This is a genomic window from Dyella sp., assembly GCF_051962475.1.
Taxonomy (GTDB): domain Bacteria; phylum Pseudomonadota; class Gammaproteobacteria; order Xanthomonadales; family Rhodanobacteraceae; genus Dyella_A.
In genome coordinates this window covers 91,166-107,716 of the sequence record NZ_JBQCCF010000020.1, presented here as the reverse complement: position 1 = coordinate 107,716, position 16,551 = coordinate 91,166, and the positions used below count along the sequence as shown (strand labels likewise).

Annotated in this window: 17 protein-coding genes; 6 read left to right on the top strand and 11 right to left on the bottom strand. The window is 67.3% G+C overall.

Annotated features, from left to right (window positions below; genetic code table 11):
* Positions 1-24: 24 nt before the first annotated feature.
* Positions 25-636 (bottom strand): OmpH family outer membrane protein, encoded by a 612-nt coding sequence (locus tag ACTHJF_RS04625; RefSeq protein WP_440266075.1) that lies wholly within the window; start codon positions 634-636, stop codon positions 25-27.
* A gap of 336 nt (positions 637-972) precedes the next feature.
* On the opposite strand from ACTHJF_RS04625, the gene ACTHJF_RS04620 reads away from it, so the two are divergent.
* Entirely contained in the window at positions 973-1,581 is a 609-nt protein-coding gene (locus ACTHJF_RS04620) for an OmpA family protein (protein ID WP_440266074.1), read from the top strand.
* A gap of 221 nt (positions 1,582-1,802) precedes the next feature.
* On the opposite strand, the gene ACTHJF_RS04615 is transcribed toward ACTHJF_RS04620, so the two are convergent.
* Together ACTHJF_RS04615 and ACTHJF_RS04610 are read right to left on the bottom strand one after the other, a co-directional pair.
* Entirely contained in the window at positions 1,803-3,320 is a 1,518-nt protein-coding gene (locus tag ACTHJF_RS04615) for a cytochrome-c peroxidase (RefSeq protein ID WP_440266073.1), read from the bottom strand.
* A 45-nt stretch (positions 3,321-3,365) separates the two neighbouring features.
* The gene (locus tag ACTHJF_RS04610) at positions 3,366-5,102 is read right to left on the bottom strand and encodes a phospholipase C (RefSeq protein ID WP_440266072.1); all 1,737 of its coding nucleotides are present in this window, start codon (positions 5,100-5,102) and stop codon (positions 3,366-3,368) included.
* 339 nt (positions 5,103-5,441) lie between these two features.
* Between ACTHJF_RS04610 and ACTHJF_RS04605 the strand changes: the two genes are divergently transcribed.
* The gene (locus ACTHJF_RS04605; protein WP_440266071.1) at positions 5,442-5,933 is read left to right on the top strand and encodes an SRPBCC family protein; all 492 of its coding nucleotides are present in this window, start codon (positions 5,442-5,444) and stop codon (positions 5,931-5,933) included.
* Positions 5,917-6,270 carry an ArsR/SmtB family transcription factor gene (locus ACTHJF_RS04600; protein WP_440266070.1) on the top strand — a complete coding sequence of 118 codons (354 nt, stop codon included), beginning with the start codon at positions 5,917-5,919 and terminating at the stop codon, positions 6,268-6,270. The genes ACTHJF_RS04605 and ACTHJF_RS04600 overlap by 17 nt, the downstream gene beginning before the upstream one ends.
* Positions 6,271-6,426: 156 nt before the next feature.
* Here the strand turns inward: ACTHJF_RS04600 and ACTHJF_RS04595 are convergent, their stop codons facing one another.
* The 3 genes from ACTHJF_RS04595 to ACTHJF_RS04585 form a co-directional block, all read right to left on the bottom strand.
* The gene (locus tag ACTHJF_RS04595) at positions 6,427-7,029 is read right to left on the bottom strand and encodes an HD-GYP domain-containing protein (protein WP_440266069.1); all 603 of its coding nucleotides are present in this window, start codon (positions 7,027-7,029) and stop codon (positions 6,427-6,429) included.
* Positions 7,030-7,209: 180 nt separating this feature from the next.
* Positions 7,210-7,614, bottom strand: a complete 405-nt coding sequence (locus ACTHJF_RS04590) for a VOC family protein (protein WP_431635700.1) — start codon at positions 7,612-7,614, stop codon at positions 7,210-7,212.
* 113 nt (positions 7,615-7,727) lie between these two features.
* Positions 7,728-8,468, bottom strand: a complete 741-nt coding sequence (locus tag ACTHJF_RS04585; RefSeq protein ID WP_440266068.1) for an SDR family oxidoreductase — start codon at positions 8,466-8,468, stop codon at positions 7,728-7,730.
* Positions 8,469-8,570: 102 nt separating this feature from the next.
* Between ACTHJF_RS04585 and ACTHJF_RS04580 the strand changes: the two genes are divergently transcribed.
* Positions 8,571-9,491 (top strand): AraC family transcriptional regulator, encoded by a 921-nt coding sequence (locus ACTHJF_RS04580; RefSeq protein WP_440266067.1) that lies wholly within the window; start codon positions 8,571-8,573, stop codon positions 9,489-9,491.
* 6 nt (positions 9,492-9,497) lie between these two features.
* Here the strand turns inward: ACTHJF_RS04580 and ACTHJF_RS04575 are convergent, their stop codons facing one another.
* The 5 genes from ACTHJF_RS04575 to ACTHJF_RS04555 form a co-directional block, all read right to left on the bottom strand.
* Entirely contained in the window at positions 9,498-11,066 is a 1,569-nt protein-coding gene (locus tag ACTHJF_RS04575; RefSeq protein WP_440266066.1) for a glycoside hydrolase family 30 protein, read from the bottom strand.
* A 180-nt stretch (positions 11,067-11,246) separates the two neighbouring features.
* A complete protein-coding gene (locus ACTHJF_RS04570; RefSeq protein WP_440266065.1) occupies positions 11,247-11,774 on the bottom strand; it encodes a hypothetical protein in 528 nt (175 codons plus the stop codon).
* Positions 11,775-11,969: 195 nt separating this feature from the next.
* The gene (locus ACTHJF_RS04565; protein ID WP_431635695.1) at positions 11,970-12,668 is read right to left on the bottom strand and encodes a zinc ribbon domain-containing protein; all 699 of its coding nucleotides are present in this window, start codon (positions 12,666-12,668) and stop codon (positions 11,970-11,972) included.
* A 20-nt stretch (positions 12,669-12,688) separates the two neighbouring features.
* Positions 12,689-13,222 (bottom strand): hypothetical protein, encoded by a 534-nt coding sequence (locus ACTHJF_RS04560; RefSeq protein ID WP_440266064.1) that lies wholly within the window; start codon positions 13,220-13,222, stop codon positions 12,689-12,691.
* A gap of 32 nt (positions 13,223-13,254) precedes the next feature.
* Entirely contained in the window at positions 13,255-14,226 is a 972-nt protein-coding gene (locus ACTHJF_RS04555) for an OmpA family protein (RefSeq protein WP_440266063.1), read from the bottom strand.
* 377 nt (positions 14,227-14,603) lie between these two features.
* On the opposite strand from ACTHJF_RS04555, the gene ACTHJF_RS04550 reads away from it, so the two are divergent.
* Together ACTHJF_RS04550 and ACTHJF_RS04545 are read left to right on the top strand one after the other, a co-directional pair.
* Positions 14,604-14,888, top strand: a complete 285-nt coding sequence (locus ACTHJF_RS04550; protein WP_440266062.1) for a pilus assembly protein — start codon at positions 14,604-14,606, stop codon at positions 14,886-14,888.
* 114 nt (positions 14,889-15,002) lie between these two features.
* Positions 15,003-16,544: a pilus assembly protein TadG-related protein gene (locus ACTHJF_RS04545; RefSeq protein ID WP_440266061.1), complete on the top strand. Its 1,542-nt coding sequence runs from the start codon at positions 15,003-15,005 to the stop codon at positions 16,542-16,544.
* Positions 16,545-16,551: the final 7 nt, after the last annotated feature.

The following is a 16,551-nucleotide window of genomic DNA, read 5'->3' as shown; positions in this document are numbered from 1 at the left end:
GCCCGGCCGTCGTTGCCAGCTAGCTCACTGGCCCTGGCCGTTGGCGCCGTTGCCGCTGGGCAGCGGCTCGAGGTTGAACGAGATGGTGGAGATCTTCGCGTCCAGACCCTTCACCACATCGGCGGTGAGATCGTTGCTCACGTTGCCACCGAGTACTGCGTCGCGATTCAGCAGCAGGCCGCAGCGGTGGCTCTTGTAGCTGGACGCCACCAGCGGCTGCGCCTCCTGGCCGATGCGCTCCATCGCCTTGGCCTGGGTGAGCCGGATACGTTCGCTGAGCTCGCCCGCCTTGCCCTGGAAGGCCTGCATGCGCTGCTGCAGCGCGCCACCCTGCTGCTTGCGCTGGTCTTCGCTGAGCTTCGGGGCGTTCTTCTGGAAATTCTGGATGTCGGTATCCAGCGGCGTGCGCTCGCCGGCCAGCTGATTGCGGGCCTGCGTCGCCAACTGGTTGAGGCGCTGCGTGGCGGCCTGCCCGACCTTGGACTGGGCGAACACCGCCTCGCGCGAGAGCATGCACAGGCCCGGCACGGGATTACCGCCCAGCTCATCGGCGGCGCGCGCTGGCGTGGCCGGCAGCACGGACAGTCCAAGGGCCGTGATGAAGGAAGCAGCAAGCAGGGAACGGGAAACGGTCATGGTGAGCCATCCATTGATAGGGAACAGGAATCTTCCATCGACGCCTGCGGCGCCCGGAGGTTCCCGAGCATAACGTCGCGGCGGCATCGACGGACACTGCCCGCTCCCGCCCGGCGCCTCGCACCCGATCGATGTCGCTGCCCCGATCCGCCGCACACGGACATGCGACGCAACGTTGCCTTCACGGTTGACTGCGGTTCATTCCAGTCGCGTCGCTGCGGGGTAGCCTGAAAAGCCGGCACCTGCGCGCGCGGGGGACGATGCAGGCGGCATGGGCATGGCCTGAAGTACGCGATGACACCTTTCGCTACGGGCCCGAAGTACCAGGAGACCACCATGAAGAATCTGAAAGCCGCACGCCTTGCACTGCTTCCCCTGAGCTTGATGGGGTTCGCGCTGGGTGGATGTTCCCAGTACGTGAAGAAGGCCGATTACGACGCCGCCATCAGCGAACTGCGCGCCAACGATCAGAAGCAGCAGCAACAGATCGATGCGCTCACCCAGGACATGCAGCAGCGCTTTGCCAAGTACGACGCGCAGATCACCGCCATGCAGGGGCGCATCAACGTCGACACGGCCGCGCACTTCGCCTTCGGCGACGCCACGCTGCGCGACGAAGACAAACCGCTGCTCGACGATTTCGCCAAGGTCATCAGCCAGCATCGCTCCGACGCGGTGATCACGGTGGAAGGCTTTACCGACCCGGCTGGCTCGCCCAGCTACAACAAGCGCCTGGGCCTCAAGCGCGCCGAGGCCGTACGCGACTACCTCGTCAGCACCGGCGGCCTGAACGCCGACAAGATCCGCGCCGTCAGCTACGGCGAAGCCAGCAATCGCCAGGTGGAGAAAGGCCAGGTGCGCGACGCCGGCTCATCCAACCGTCGAGTGACTCTCGTGGTCGACTTCGCCGGCAACGCCACCACCGCCGGCACCCCAACCACCTGACAAGCACTCTGCATCCCGGCCTCGCGGTGCCATCGCTCCGCGCGGGCCGGGATCTTCAAATAGGGGGCTCGCGCGCCTGCGCGAAACAGCTGCAACGCCAACCGACATCGGGCAACCGCCTCGACGACCGCCCAGCTTTCCAGGCCACGCGCCTCGGTAAACCTGGCCCATCGATCAGCGGGATCGCCCCGCACCCACCAACTCCGCAAAAGCCGTCTCGACTACCTGCCCACCGGTGGGAGATGTACTCGTGCTTCGACGAGCGGCGTCCTCGACGAGTAGCCGTCATCCAGCGTATGCAGGAAGGCAATGATGTCGTCGACGTCGCGATCGCTCAGCGGCGGTGATTCCCCGACGTGGCGGTCGAACGGCGCATCGGCGGTGTCGATGTTGGCGTGATACGCCGCCGGCAGGTCGTTGTCGATCGCCGGCGCGCCGTCCGCGCCGCGCGGGTAGATTTTCTGCGGTGCCACGGCGCGCAGGTTGTAGAAGTCCAGCACCTGCTTGAGCGTGCGGTAGACGCCGTTGTGGAAGAAAACCCGGCGGCGGTCCACGTTGCGCAGCGTCGGCGTGAGAAACATCCCGCAGTATTGCGTCTGCTTCGCGAGATCCCTACGGAACGGGCCGCACAGGCCCATGTCGTAGAACTGCGGATCCCGGTTTGCCGCCAGCGCCGTATTGCGCGGCACTCCGAGCGCCTCGTACTGCGCGTCGGTGAACAGCGGTGGCAAACCGTCACGGGTCGGTCGGCTCAAATGGCAGGCGGCGCAGTTGCCCTTGTGCGGATCGTTGAACAAGGTCAGGCCGCGCTGCTCGGCTGGCGTGAGCCGCGCCCTGCCCTGCAACCAGGCGTCGTACTTGCTGGTGAAAAGGTGGAATGAGGGATCCTCGATCTCGAATCGGCCGATCGCGAACATCGCCTCGTCAACCAGCTGTGCCGGATCGTCCACGACGCCGTCGCCGAACAGCTGCACGAACGACGGCCGGTACCGGCTGTGCGCAAGTTTGGTCGCCACCGCGGCGACGCTGGTATTGGCCATCTCCACCGGACTCAGCATCGGCAGGATCGCCTGCCGCTGCAGCGAATCGGCCCGACCATCCCAGAACAGGCCGCCCTGCCCCACCATCGGCGCCTGCCGCGGCGTCACGCCGGCGGCCTTGCTCGCCCGGCGCTGGCTGCGCACCGCGGCAGCCACGGCGTTGAGATCGACCGGCACGTCGACGTCGCCGACGTCCGGCCCGATGCTGAAAGGCGGCTGCCGATACAGGTACGCCAGCGACGGCGGCGGCCGAAAGCCGGCCTGCTGCAGGTGCGCGCCACCGGGTTGCACGATGAGCGCATTGGGTGGGTTGTAGCCGAACGCCGGGCTGTGGCACGACGCGCACGACTGCCGACCGGAGCCCGACAGCATCGGGTCGAAGAACAGCGCCTTGCCCAGCCGGGCCACGGCGCTGAGCGGCGCGACCGGCGGCAGCCGTAGCTGCACCGGATGGGGATTGATGCCGCCGGCGTCGGCACCGGCACGCGCCGTCCGCTGCACCAGCAGGCCTCCGCCGAGCGCGCTGGCAATGCAGACAACGCTCAGCACGGCCCCGGGCAGGCGCCGTCGCCGGCGCGACGGCGGGGTTTGGAAAGACATGAGCACCTCGCTCCTGCACGCCGCCGCCCGATCCTCCGGGCGGCCTGCGTTGCCGTGGTAGCACCGTTCCGCCCCGCATCCGTGCGCGGGGCGGAACACGTCATGGCTGGATGACCGACCGCGTTCACGCGGCCGGTCGATCCCTCAGGAATGCCAGGGGTGCGGGTGCCCCACCGGCGTGCCCTGGTCCGGATCGAGGAACAGGCGCGGGGCCGGATCGAAGCGCCGGCCGAAATCGAACAGGCTCATCATGCTGCCCGCGCTGGCGTCGTTCGAACCCTGGCCGATGCGCTCGCCGTACAGCCAGTTGTCCTCGATGAAGCGCACCACCGAAGACTGCGTGAGGCGCTCGTCGCTGACGTAGTTCTCGCGCGCGTACGGCGAGATCACCAGGAACGGGATGCGCGTGCCCGGGCCGCAGCGGCCGTTGACCCGCCCGCCGTTCACGCCGATCCCCGGCTTTGCCCCCGGCGCGTTGCACACGCCCGGGCCGTTGACCTGGTCGGCACCGGTGACCGCGCCCTCCGGCGTGACACCGTCGAACGACGCGGTGGTCGGCGCGGCATAGCGATGGTCGTACCAGCCGTCGGAGTCGTCGTAGGTGATGACGATCGCCGTGCTCTTCCAATCCGGCTGCTGCATCAGGAAGTTCACCACCTTCACGACGTACGCCTGCTCGTCCAGCGGATCGGAGTTGCCCGGATGCGCGTCGCCGACCGCCGGCATCTTCAGGTAGCTCACCGACGGGTAGTTGCCCGCCGACACCGCCGCGAAGAAGTCGTTGAGGTCGTACTCGTGGTGCACCGGCGCGTCGGTGGCATCCTTGTCGTCGGTGTAACCGATCTGCGTCAGCGAGGTCGGCCGCTCGTGGGTCGGGTTGGCGGTGGAGGCGTAGTACTGGAACCAGTTGTGATGCGGGATGTAGTCGGTCTTGCTGCCGGCCAGCACGCTGGAATAGGTGCTGCGCTTGCAACCGGTGCTGCCGTTGTCGTTCGTCGCAGTGAGATCGAAGCCGCCCATGAAGCCGCCCCAGGTGACGTGGCGAGCGTTGAGCAGATCGCCGATGTTCTTCGAGCTCATCATCAGCGTGTTGGCGGTCGACGAGCACACGTCGTACGCCGGATCGGTGTCGCCGACCAGGCTGAGCCCGCCGAGGCCGTCGGCGATGGTGGCGCCCTTGCCCAGCACGATCTGCGCGCCGTTGTTGGTGCCCGAGACCACCGCGATCGCGCCCGGCGTCGACGGCCCGTAGGTGTCGGTGTAGGCGTTGTCGTCCATCGCAAAGTGCTGGGCGTAGTTCCACAGTGCGGTGACGGTGTTGCCGTCGTAGTAACCCATCACCAGGCCATGAGCGCCGAAAGTGCCGGTGCTGGAGACGGTGTTGTTGCCGGTGTAGTGCGGGAAAAGGTCGGCCTTGCCGTTGTCGTAGGCCAGCTGCTCGGGCGTGTAGTTGTGGTTCTGGCCTTCGGTGTTGGCCTGGGTGCGGTCCAAGCGGAACGGATTGACCGCGTTCTCGCCGTTGAGCGGATTGAGCTTGTTCGGATTGCGCGTCAGCAACTGGCGGTCCAGGCCATCCACCGGCGGCGTCCACGGGCGGGCGTGGAACGCCGGCTCGCCGGCCGGATTGGCCGCCACCGGGTAGGTGCCGAAGTAGTGATCGAACGAGCGGTTCTCACCGAAGATCACCACCAGGTGCTTGATCGGCGTGGCGGTCGGCAGGCGATCCTGCGGCGAACCCGAGGGCCAGGGGAAGTGATGCGGCGGAGGAACGCCGCGGTGGTCGGACGTGGCACCGACCTGGGCCGAAGCGGCGGACGCCAGGCCGAGGGCGACGATCGACGCCGGCAGCAAGGCGTGACGGAGAAAGCGGAGACTGGGCACGGGAAGACTCCTGGAGTGAGTGCAAGAGCGCGAGTCCGGTGGTCGGACGGGTGGATGCGGATTCCCCCAGTCGTGCCGACGGCCGCAAGCACAAGCGAGCCGCTGGCCGGCAACGACAGCCTCGATTGAACCACCGGCATATGAAGGTTCCGGGACACGCAAACCGCATGAAAATGCGGTCGCAGCGGCATGCACGCGATGCCGCGTCGTCTCCGTCATTCGTGCCATCCAAGCTGCGATGTCCGTGCGGCCGGCAAAACCAACAGGCAACCATATAGTTGCCTTTGACGATCGCCGTGCATAACATGCAACCATCCAGTTGCCATGCACGGAGTCCTCATGAGCGCATCGACCGATCGCATCGAACGCCGGATCCTGCTCCACGCACCGCTCGAGCGTGTCTGGCATGCGCTGACCGATCCGGCGGCCTTCGGCACCTGGTTCGGCATGGCCTTCGACGGCTCCTTCGCGGTCGGCCAGCCCGTTACCGGGCGCATCGTGCCGACCCAGGTGGACCCCGAGGTCGCCAAGTTGCAGGAGCCGCACGCGGGCAGGCCGTTCGAGATCTACATCGAGCGGATCGAGCCGATGCGCGTATTCGCCTACCGCTGGCATCCCTATCCCGTCGATACCGATGCCGATGTTCGGCAGGAGCCGACCACGCTGGTGAGCTTCGAGCTCGAGGCAGTCGGCGACGACACCCTGCTGCGGCTCACCGAATCGGGCTTCGACGGGCTACCGCACGCACGCCGCGCCGATGCCTTGCGCGCCAACGACGGTGGCTGGGCCATGCAGATGAGCAATATCGAGAAATATGTCGCCACGCACTGACCGCCCGGTATCGCGCCGGCGCGCGCTCGATCGCAGCGCGCCGATCTTCGCCGCACTGGGCGACGCCACGCGTCTGCGCATGGTGGCCACGCTCAGCAGTGGCGGTGCGCAGTCGATCGCCCAGCTCACCGCCGGGACGGCGATCACCCGCCAGGCCGTCACCAAGCATCTGCACGTGCTCGCCGCGGCTGGCCTGGTGCGTGACCTACGCCAAGGACGCGAGCGTCTATGGGCATTCGAACCGGCGCGACTGGGCGAGGCGCGCCAGGCGCTGGAGGCGATCGGCGCAGACTGGGATCGCGCCCTGCAACGTCTCAAGCGGTTCGTTGAATCGTAAGGTTGCGCCGGATCCATCGGCCATCCGGCGCAGCGCGGTGGATGCAGGTATCACTGCACAAAAGTTTCCAAGGTTCGTTACGCCGCGCCCAAGCCGAGCGGCGCGATCAGCAGTGCTGAAGGCGAGGTTGATCGGCGTTGTGTGCGCACGCGACGACTAGAGCAGGGTCTGTTCCCCGCGCTGGCCCACCAGGCGGGCGAACTCGGCCAGCACCGCCGGATCGAGCTTGGTGCCCTGCTCGGACTCCATGATTTGCATGACCTCCTCGTGGCTTCGGGCGCGATGGTAGGAACGCGCCGTGGCCATGGCGTCATAGCCGTCGACCACCAGCAGGATCCGGCACAGCAGCGGGATGCCCTCGCCCTTCAGGCCGTCGGGGTAACCGCTGCCGTCGAAGGATTCATGGTGATGGCGGATGATCGGCGCCACCTCCTCGGCGCACTCCAGGGCGGCCGAGCGGAAGATGCGCTCGCCCTGCTCGGCATGGGCCTTCATCAGCTCCCACTCCTGCGCAGTCAGGCGCCCCGGCTTGAGCAGAACGGCGTCGGGCACGCCGATCTTGCCGATGTCGTGGAATACGGCGCCCAGGTGTAGCGTCTTCAGCTCCGCGCGGGACAAGCCGCACGCCTCACCCAGCGCCTGCGCCAGGCGCATCACCCGGTCGCAGTGGAAGCGGGTATAGGCATCGCGCTCATGCAGCGCCGCGGTAATGACTTCCACCGAAGCGTGCAGATCTTCATACGCCAGAAGAGTGTCCATATTCCCCCAGGTCGCCCGACATTCGTGCGGGGTCGCACCTCGCCTGCGGCGCTTGCCGGCGTCTGCCAGCTGGCCGCTGGCGCGACTATAGGCCTGGCCGCACCCCACGTACATCGCGGTGACAAGCCCGGTTTCCGGGCTGGCCGGAACCGGGCGCGTTGGACACCGCCACTGCCGCCGTCACATCGGCTTGAGGCAATTCACCATCCAGTGCTTGCCGAACTTGTCGGTCAGCGCGCCGAAGCGGTAGGCCCAGAACGTCTCCTCCAACGGCATGTTCACCTCGCCGCCTTCGGCCAGCGCCCGGAAGATCCGCTCGGCCTCTTCCGGGGTGTCGGGCATGACGTTGATGGTGGTGCTGCCGGCTTCGTGCGGGGGCGGACCATCGGCGCCCATGATCAGCGCGCTGCCGACCTCCACCTGCGAATGCATGACGTTGCCGCGCGCCGCCTCCGGCATGTCAGCGGCCATCGGCGATTCGCCGTAGGTGAAGCGCTGGGTAACCTTGCCGCCGAGCGCGGCGGCGTAGAAGTCCATCGCCGCGCGGGCGGTACCGGGGAAGTTGAGATAGGCGACCAGCTGCATCGGATGCTCCTTGGGTTGGGCGCGACAGTGCGCCACTCGCCCTTGCGACGAACCAGCCCATGCCAGATCGACACGTCACCCGCCAGAGCGACGCGATGCTCCCCGGCGGCCGCTCAGCCGCCGCGCGCCCAGGCCAGCGCATCCTCGCCGGAGGGCAGACGGATCGGCGTATCCGGGTCGGTCGCGGCACACCACACCGCTTCGGCCACGTCCGCCGCATGGGTCACCGGCTGGGATGGATCGCGCATGCCGGCGAGCACCTGCTGCACCATCGGCGCGTAGGCCTCGTGATCGAGCCCCTCGCGGCGGGCGTTCTCGGCGAAGCGCGTCTCCGGCGAGCGCCCCGGCAGCACCAGATGCACGCGGATGCCCAGCGGCGCCAGCTCCACCGCCATCGATTCGGTGAAGGCGTTCGTCGCCGCCTTGCTCGCGCTGTACATGGACACCAGCGGCAGCGCCTTCAGCGTGACGCTGGAGGTGACGTTGACGATGACGCCGGCGCGGCGCGCGCGGAACTGCGGCAGTACGGCCTGGCTCATCGCCATCGTGCCGATCGTGTTGGTCTCGAACAGTTCGCGCGCCAGCGCCGGCGGCGTCAACTCCAGCGGCGCGGCGGCGCCGAAACCGGCGTTGTTGACCAGCACGTCGATCGGTCCGGCGGCGGCCAACGCCTGTTCGATGCTGGCGGTATTGGTCACGTCCAGCGGCAGCACGCGCAGGCGGCCGGAGCGCGGCAGCAGGTCTTCGCGGGGCGTACGCATGGTCGCCACCACCTGCCAGCCGCGGTCGAGGAAGGTACGCGCGATGGCCTGGCCGAAGCCGGACGAGCAGCCGGTGATCAAGACGGTTGGCATGGAAACTCCTGGGCAGGGTGGGAACGAGGGGCCAGACGATAGGCTGCCACCCCCGTACTCACTACAATCGAAAATCCTTGATTTTTTGGCAGGAGTCCGGAGTTGATCGATCCGCTGGCCGAAGTGGTCGCCCTGCTGCAGCCCAGCCCCGGCTTCGCCAAGACCGTGGTCGGCGCCGGCCGCTGGCGCGTGCAGCGCGCGGACAGCGGGCAACCGTTCTACGCGCTGGTGCTCGAAGGCGGTTGCACGATGACGGTGGACGACCACGCGCCGATCGCGCTGGAGCCGGGCGACTTCCTGCTGGTACCGGCCGCCTGGGGCGTGGCCATGTGCAGCCTCACGCCACCACCGGCGGGTCGCACGTCACGGCCGGTGGCGCAGGCCGACGGCGTCTACCGGGTGGGCACGCCCACTGGCCCCACCGACCTGCGCATGCTGGTGGGGCATTGCGGTTTCGATTCGCCCGATGCGGCCCTGCTGGTGTCGTTGCTGCCACGGTTGCTGCACGTGCGCGGTGAGCGCCGGCTGGCACTGCTGGTGAAGCTGGTGGGCGAGGAGTCGCGCGCGCAACGGCCGGCGCGCGAGGTGGTGCTGGCACGCCTGCTGGAGGTGCTGCTGATCGAGGCGCTGCGCTTCACCAGCGGCACCAACGCCTCGTCCGGCCTGGTGCGTGGGCTGGCCGACGAGCGGCTGGCGATGGCGATCCGCGCGATGCACGCCCAGCCGACCCGCGCATGGACCGTGGCCGAGCTGGCGCGCGAAGCGGCGCTGTCGCGTTCGGCATTCTTCGAGCGCTTCAACCGCGTCGTGGGTGTGGCGCCGATGAGCTACCTGCTGACCTGGCGCATGGCGCTGGCCAAGCGCCTGCTGCGCCAGCGCCAGAGCCGCGTGGCCGACATCGCCGAGCGCGTGGGTTACAGCTCGGCCAGCACATTCAGCATCGCCTTCAGCCGCCACGTCGGCATGACACCTTCCCGTTATGCGCGCGCGGCGATGGAGACCCCATCGACAGCATCCGCCTGAGTGCACTCAGCCGTGCGGTGACGCCGCGCGACGCTCGCCCAGCCAGCGCAGCGCCCGCCGCAGCCAGGATCCCAGCGGATCGGGATTCCATACGAAGGTCGCCACGCTCTGCGCCGGCAGGGTGTAGGTGAATCCGGCCTGGCCCTGCCGCACCGACACCGGGCTGGGCCGGTCGCGACTGTTCACCACCACCAGCACCACCGAGCCATCGCCAGGGTTCACGAACGCCACGTCGTTGACGTCCTTGTCGGTCTCGCTCGAGCCCACGCGGATCGCCCCCGGCAGCACGAAGCGGCTGAAGTGGGCGAACGCGTAGTACTCGTCGTTGCGCGTGACGGCGCCGGTCTGCGCGTCGATGGTGACCACGCCCTTGCACAGGTCGCAGCCACCGAAATGCGGGCCGTGCTGTTCGTCGAGCACGAGATTCCAGTACACGACGCCGCGCGCCCAGTGGCGGATACCGGCCAGCAGCAGGTCGCGCGCGAACCACATCAGCTCGCCCTTCCTGGCCGACTCCCAGTCGCCGCCGGAGCATTCGGTGATGTAGACATCCTTGCTCGGATAGGCCCGATGCACCTGGCTCTGCGCCGAGGGCGTGCCCGCGTAGCAATGCCAGGCCACGCCGCCCACGTAGCGCTCGGCCTGCGGATCGGCCAGCACGTCCAGCGGCTGGTCCGGCGCGTCCCAGTTGTGGTCCCACGCCAGGATGCGCGTGGGACGCCGGCGGGTGGCCAGCGCCGGGCCGAGATAGCCGCCGATCAGCCGCGCCCGCGTGGCGGCGGACATGGTCATGCCCGGGTAGGTTGCCGGCGAGTAGCCCGGCTCGTTCTGCACGGTCAGGGCAAAGATCGGGATGCCGTAGCTGCGATAGGCATCCACATACTTCACCAGGTAGTCGGCGTATGCGCTCTCGAACGATTCGAGCAATTCGCCGCCGATCAGGTTGTCGCTGGTCTTCATCCACGCCGGCGCACTCCACGGCGAGCCGATGATCCGCAGCTTAGGGTTGATCGCCAGAGCCTCGCGCACGGTCGGAATCACGTCGTGCAGGTTGGCGGTGACGTTGAAATGCTGCAGCGTCGGATCGGTTTCACCCGCTGGCATGTCGTCGAGGGTGTAGGGCTGCGGCGAGAAATCCGAGGCGCCGATGGTCAGCCGCGTCATGTTCATGGCCAGGCCGGGCGGCGGCCCGAACAGCTCCTTCAGCAGCGCTTCGCGCTGGGCCGGACTCATGCGGTTCTGCAGCAGCCACGCCGACGCATCGGTGACTGCCGCGCCGAAGCCGACGATCGACTGATAGGTCGCCTGCGTGTCCACCACCACGTCCGACGGCTGCGCCTGGCGCGGCTGCATCGCCACATCGGCCTGGCGCGCCAGCTGCAGTTGGCGATCGGCGGTGCTCACCCAGACCTGCACCGCACGCAGCGGCGGCCGGGGCGCCGGCTGGGGTGCCGGCAACGGCGCCTCTGTGGGCAGCATTAGTGGCAACTGGCGCATAGCGGCCAGCGCCAGCCCCGTGATCGCCACGAACAGCACGATGACCAACCAGCCAGGAACACCCTTGTGCTCATCCATGGAAGAAGCACGCTCCATCACAGACGGCACACTTCACTTACGCAACTCCCCTTCGCGCCGGATGGCGCCGGGAGAAGAGTGCAGTGAAAGCGCCGCCGCGTCGACCATCCGGCGCACGAAAGCGCGACCCACCTCACCCGAGCCACGCGTCCGGGCGATGCGCCCGCCACCCTTCACACATCACAGCTTCGTAGGGTAGACCGCCTTCAGGCCCGCGGTGCTCGCGTTGATGAACATGTTCGCGTTTGCCCCGCCATTGGCCACCGCGCGATCGGGGCCTGCGACATAGGCCGCCTTGTTGCCCGGCACGTTGTCCACCGTATCGTTCCAGGCGCGCGAGGTGATCGCACAGGTGTTGTGGTCGATGTCCTGGAAATGCACGTAGACCGAACCACCCGGCGGCAGGCTGGCCCAGTAGATCGATCCGGTGTAGCCCAGCGCCGCAGCGACGTCGCGCAGCTCGTTGTGGTCGGCGGCGAGCCCGGCCCCGGCAGAGGCCGCGTACAGAGTGCGAAAGCCGGCTCCGTGCATGTGAGTGGTGATGAAATTGACCAAGGCCGTCCGCTTGGCCAGGCTCAGATTGCCGTTGAGGTGATAGCCAAACAGGCCGTTGTTCGTCACCAGCACGATCGCCCGACAGCCCAGCACGGAAGGAAAGCCGATCTCCACGGCATCGAAGCCGATCTCGCGTTCGCACAGATAAATCACCTAGATACTCCTTGAAGCCGATGGACGGACCGGCCCTGCACCGCTGGCAGCGCACGCTGCAGCGGCCGGCTCCGGTCCGGACAGAGTTCTCAAGGGGCAGTGCGCAAAGGTCCCGCCGATCTGATCGCGCGTGCAGCGCGTGCAGCGCACGCCGCGACGCTCCGGCAGGGCGCCGGGGCGTCGCGGCGGAAAGTTTCAGCGCGGCGGCGGCGGCATGCCAGGCGGATCCATCGCCCCGGTGGGCTTGCCGCACTCCGGACAGAAACGGCTGCCGGCCGGCAACTCGGCATGACAGCCGCCGCAGGAGGCGGCCACGGCGAGGCGATGGCCGCACTGCGGACAGAACTTGGCCCCGCGTGTCTCCGCGTGGCACGCCGGACAGACCAGCTGGTGCGAGGTGGTGACATCGACGCCGGCGCCGAGGCCTGCACCAACCTCACGGGCGCGCTCCATCGCCGTCTCGCGGCGGCCTTCCTGCCTGGCGACCTGGACGCTCGCGGCCAGATCCGGAGCGCAGCGCTGGCACAATCCGGCGTCGTCGCTCCAGCAGCGATCGCAGGCATAGTTGTGGCATTGCGCACAGCGGTGGAAATGGCGCTTGGCCGCATCGATCGCGTGCCGGAACGCGTCGTCACGCGCCGTACCCCAACCGGCCCGCGCCAGCCCGTCCACGGCGTTGTCGACGCTGTAGCCGACACCGCCGAGCAGGTTGCCGAGCAGGCCGCTGGCTTCCTGCATCCAGCCGGAGGCGCGGCCGCTCTTGTACGGCTCGAACGGCGAGCGCCAGGTGTCGTTGCAGCATTCGCAGTAGAACTCGAACTGGAAGCCCGCGCCGGTGCCGGACTGGATGCTGAGATCGCGGAAGTTGTCCGCGAATTGCAGGTCGTCGCTCATGACTGTCTCCGTCGCCCCGGTCACTCGGCCAGACAGGCGGGAAGCTTGCCGCCGTTGGCTTTCAGTTGCTCGCGCGCGATCGACTGCATGTGCTGGTGGAGCTGCGCCTTGTGCGCGTCGTAGAACGCCATGTTGGCCGCGCTCACCGGCAGGCCGCCCTCAGCCATCGCCTGCGGATGCTGCTTGCGAACATCCTGCACAGCCGCACTGGTGAGGGTCATCATGCCCAACACCATCTCGCGCGCCGTCAGACCGTGGCTTGCCAGCATCGCGTGCACGCCCGGTTGCGCGTCGTAATGCGCGGCCGCCTGGTCGATCGAGGTGAACGAGTCGCCACCCTTCAACAGATCGATCATGCCGAGCCGGCAGGGATCGCGCGCGATGTCGTCACTGGCGTCCATGTAGTGCTGAAGAAACGTCTCATCCAGCGTGAAGCTGCGCATCGCCGCGATGTCCGCCGCCGACGGCGCATCAGCGGCGAATGCCGCGCCCGAGTTGGCAGACAGCAGCAGGGCAAGGAGCGTGGGGAGCATGAGCATGCGGGTTGGTCGCATCGTGATTCCTCGTGCGGGATGGAAAAGGGAGCTTACTGTTCGACCAGTTCGACGCGGCGGTTCTTGGCCTTGCCGGCGGCATCGTGGTTGCTCGCCACCGGCGCGTAGGAGGCCAGCCCCTTGGCTGCCAGGCGCACGGGCGCAATGCCGTAGTGCGCAGTGAGCGCCTGCACCACCGCCTCGGCGCGCTGCTGCGACAGCGCGAGATTGTGGGCTAGGTTGCCGGTATCGTCGGTATGTCCGACCACGTAGGCCTTGAGCGAGGGCTGCGCGTTGAGCAGTGCCGCCATCTGCACGAGGGTGGCGTCGGAACCCTTCTCGAGCCGTGTGCTATCGCTGGCGAAATGAATGCCGTAAAGCGCGATGTGGCCATCGCGCGCCAGCCCGCGGCTCATCGCCTTGGCATCGACCGTCACTTCGCCGGTCTGCATCGGCTGCGCCTCGACTACCTGCAGCAACGCGCCGACCGGCTCGTCCTCGTTCTGACCGACCAGCAGTGACACATCGACCTTGCCGGCCGAGCGCTCCAGGCGTGCGGTCAATGCGTACACGTCGCCGTCTACCGAATCCAGCGTCTGCACCATCAGGTTGCGCGCACGCATCGGGTCGTACAGCGGGCCCGCCACCGCCTCGGCGAAATCCATGCCGCCGCAGCCATGCGCCCCATCGTCACCATCGCAGGCGAAGCGCGTCTTGAAGCCCGCCTGCTCCAAGGCATCCTCGAAGTTGCGGAACACCTCGACACCCGTCTTACCGGCGGGCGCCACATAGAGGATGCGGGTGATCTTGCCTTCGACGTGATCGGCCTTGGCCACTCCATTGGACTGCGCGCGGCCCAGCGGCAGCACGGCCACGCCGTAGTCCAGCTGCTGGTAGCCGCCGATCGTGGAGCCGGCGAAACGCGAGACCATCGGGTGATCGCGACTGCCCGGCACGTCCGCCGCGCACACCGTCCCCATCGCACCCACCCATGCCGCGATGACCCACAGGTATCGGTAACGCATGCCCTTCCCTCTGGCAGAAAAGCGCACACCATAGCCCGAGCGCGCACTGCCGTTGCGATGGTCCGCGACGCGCGTTCCGGTTTTCGTTCAGGCTGACCGCACTGCGGCGGCTTGTACGCGCTTAGGAAAAATTCTTAAGCGAAATTCCCGTCCCGTGAAAGACATCACGCTTTCGCAACTAATCGCGCTCACCTTCACCAACTCGTCGTAAATCGTCTTTAGATTCGGCCACTGCCGGATGGGCAAATGGATGAGCGTCATCTCCGGCGCGTGTGCGTGGTCAAGGAATCGGACTGACCAGGGGACGCACTGCCTTTCATAGTCGGACGCTTGCCTCGGGCAGGCGTTGCCGTTTACTTCGAAAGAGGGTGGATCTCATGACTTTGTTGCGCGCACACAAGCCTTTCCGTCGGTCCCGCCAGTTCGGCCAGGGCATGACCGAGTACATCATCATCACCGCACTGATCGCGATCGCCGCGATCGCGGCCGTCACCTACTTCGGTGGCACCGCCCGCGCGCAGATCGGTGGCATGGCCCGCGAGCTGTCGGGCAGTTCTGCGAAGCAGGACATCAATCGAGCCACCAACCAGGGCAACCAGGCCCATGCCGAGGGAACGAAGGACAAGACCCTCAACAGCTACGACAACACGACCGCGAAATAACTGAAGCGGCACTTGTCGGCGCGACGCGCCGGCGGCCGCGCTTTCCCGTGGAGACTCTCGTCCCTGCATCGCCACCGGCGATGTAGAGGGGATCTGCGCAGACAGGGATTTCGCATGAGTGTTCGTTTCGGCGCCGGGTCGCCCGGACTTACGCCCCATCGATCATCCTGGCCACGGCGCGTCCGTGGTCAGGCTCTGGTGCTCGCTATCGTGGCGCTGCTCGTGCTGTGCCTGGGTGTGATCGTGCTGTTCAACACCGGCCAGGCGGTGGGCAAGAAAGTCGAACTGGTCAATGCAGCCGATGCGGCGGCATACAGCACCGCCGTGCAGCAGGCGCGCGCTTACAACCTCATCGCCTACATGAACCGCGCTTCGGTGGCGAACGAAGTGGCAGTCGCGCAGATGGTGAGCTGGTACTCGTGGATGAACTACACCTACCGCGGCACGGACAACTTCAAGGATGCGGTGCAGGCGATCGCGATCATCTTCGATGTGAGCATCATCGGCGCCGAGGTCGGCGCGGCGCTGCAGGAAGTGGTCACCGCGCTCAATGAAGTGAAGACGGCGGTGAAGGAGATCCGCGACGGCATGCAGGTGGCTTTTTCCACCGCCACCACGGTCATCGCCGGGCTCAACGAGGCTTACTCGCTCGCCTCGCGGACCATCGCCAACGCCGAGCCGCTGGAGCGTCTGAAGATCGCCCGAGACGTGGTCAGCCGCAACACGCAAGGCAAGGCCACCATCGGCTGGCGGGGCGATGCGCTGCTGGCCAACGATGCGCGCAAGGCGATCAGCTTTACCGAGTACTACCACAACTTCAGCACGCCCAATGCCGGGGCCGATCGCTACGCAAATGTGGTGATGGAGGCTCGCGACGGATTCTCGCGCGAGCGCAACGGCGGCATCGGGCCGCTGCACAAGCGCGGCGGTACCGACCTGGTCGATTACCAGCACTGGGTCGGCGTGGACACACTCAACGTGAAGGTTGGCTTTCCAATCTTCATCAACGTTCCGATGGCTTGGGGCGGCGCGGCGGCGGTACCTGAGAGCTGGCGCCAGTCATTCCGCTCGACGGCCAGCCCCGGCTTCAACCGCGGCCGCGGGTGGGATTCGCCCTACCAGACCGATCGCGGCCACTACCAGCGCTATGCCGGTGCTCTGGACAACGGCAAGGCAAGCAGCAAGGCCCTGTCTTCGCCGGCGATGGACGGCAACGACAAGGCATTCATCCGCGACTACGCACCCGGCAGCAGTCCCGGCCTGGCTCCCTACGAGGACATCGACACGGGCAAGGCCGTCGTGCCCTACGACGAGGGCGACGATACCGATCGGGTCGGCCCAGTTTTCACCGTATTGGTGGAGCAGCCCATGAAGACCGTGCACACCTCCAACAACGTGCCAGGCATCGGTGGCCCGCCAGACTTCGAGGCGCCCGACAAGACCGTGGCGGACGACATGACCGCACTGTCGACGGCGCAGGTGTATTTCAGCCGCCCGCGCAGCCTGTTCCCCAACCTCGTCGATTCGCGCCGCGAGCTCGGCAATCTGTTCAGCCCGTACTGGCAGGCACGACTGATCGATACCCCCTGCCCCGTGCGCCAGCAGGTCGCTGTCTCGTATGGCGCCGTCGCTCCCTGTATCCCCAGCAAGCATTGACCGACCC

Coding starts and splice junctions, on each gene's coding strand:
- ACTHJF_RS04600 (WP_440266070.1), top strand. CDS start 5,917: ATGTCGCCACGCACTGACCGCCCGGTATCGCGCCGGCGCGCGCTCGAT.
- ACTHJF_RS04550 (WP_440266062.1), top strand. CDS start 14,604: ATGACTTTGTTGCGCGCACACAAGCCTTTCCGTCGGTCCCGCCAGTTC.
- ACTHJF_RS04575 (WP_440266066.1), bottom strand. CDS start 11,066: ATGGATGAGCACAAGGGTGTTCCTGGCTGGTTGGTCATCGTGCTGTTC.
- ACTHJF_RS04620 (WP_440266074.1), top strand. CDS start 973: ATGAAGAATCTGAAAGCCGCACGCCTTGCACTGCTTCCCCTGAGCTTG.
- ACTHJF_RS04625 (WP_440266075.1), bottom strand. CDS start 636: ATGACCGTTTCCCGTTCCCTGCTTGCTGCTTCCTTCATCACGGCCCTT.
- ACTHJF_RS04590 (WP_431635700.1), bottom strand. CDS start 7,614: ATGCAGCTGGTCGCCTATCTCAACTTCCCCGGTACCGCCCGCGCGGCG.
- ACTHJF_RS04605 (WP_440266071.1), top strand. CDS start 5,442: ATGAGCGCATCGACCGATCGCATCGAACGCCGGATCCTGCTCCACGCA.
- ACTHJF_RS04595 (WP_440266069.1), bottom strand. CDS start 7,029: ATGGACACTCTTCTGGCGTATGAAGATCTGCACGCTTCGGTGGAAGTC.
- ACTHJF_RS04560 (WP_440266064.1), bottom strand. CDS start 13,222: ATGCGACCAACCCGCATGCTCATGCTCCCCACGCTCCTTGCCCTGCTG.
- ACTHJF_RS04565 (WP_431635695.1), bottom strand. CDS start 12,668: ATGAGCGACGACCTGCAATTCGCGGACAACTTCCGCGATCTCAGCATC.
- ACTHJF_RS04585 (WP_440266068.1), bottom strand. CDS start 8,468: ATGCCAACCGTCTTGATCACCGGCTGCTCGTCCGGCTTCGGCCAGGCC.
- ACTHJF_RS04555 (WP_440266063.1), bottom strand. CDS start 14,226: ATGCGTTACCGATACCTGTGGGTCATCGCGGCATGGGTGGGTGCGATG.
- ACTHJF_RS04545 (WP_440266061.1), top strand. CDS start 15,003: ATGAGTGTTCGTTTCGGCGCCGGGTCGCCCGGACTTACGCCCCATCGA.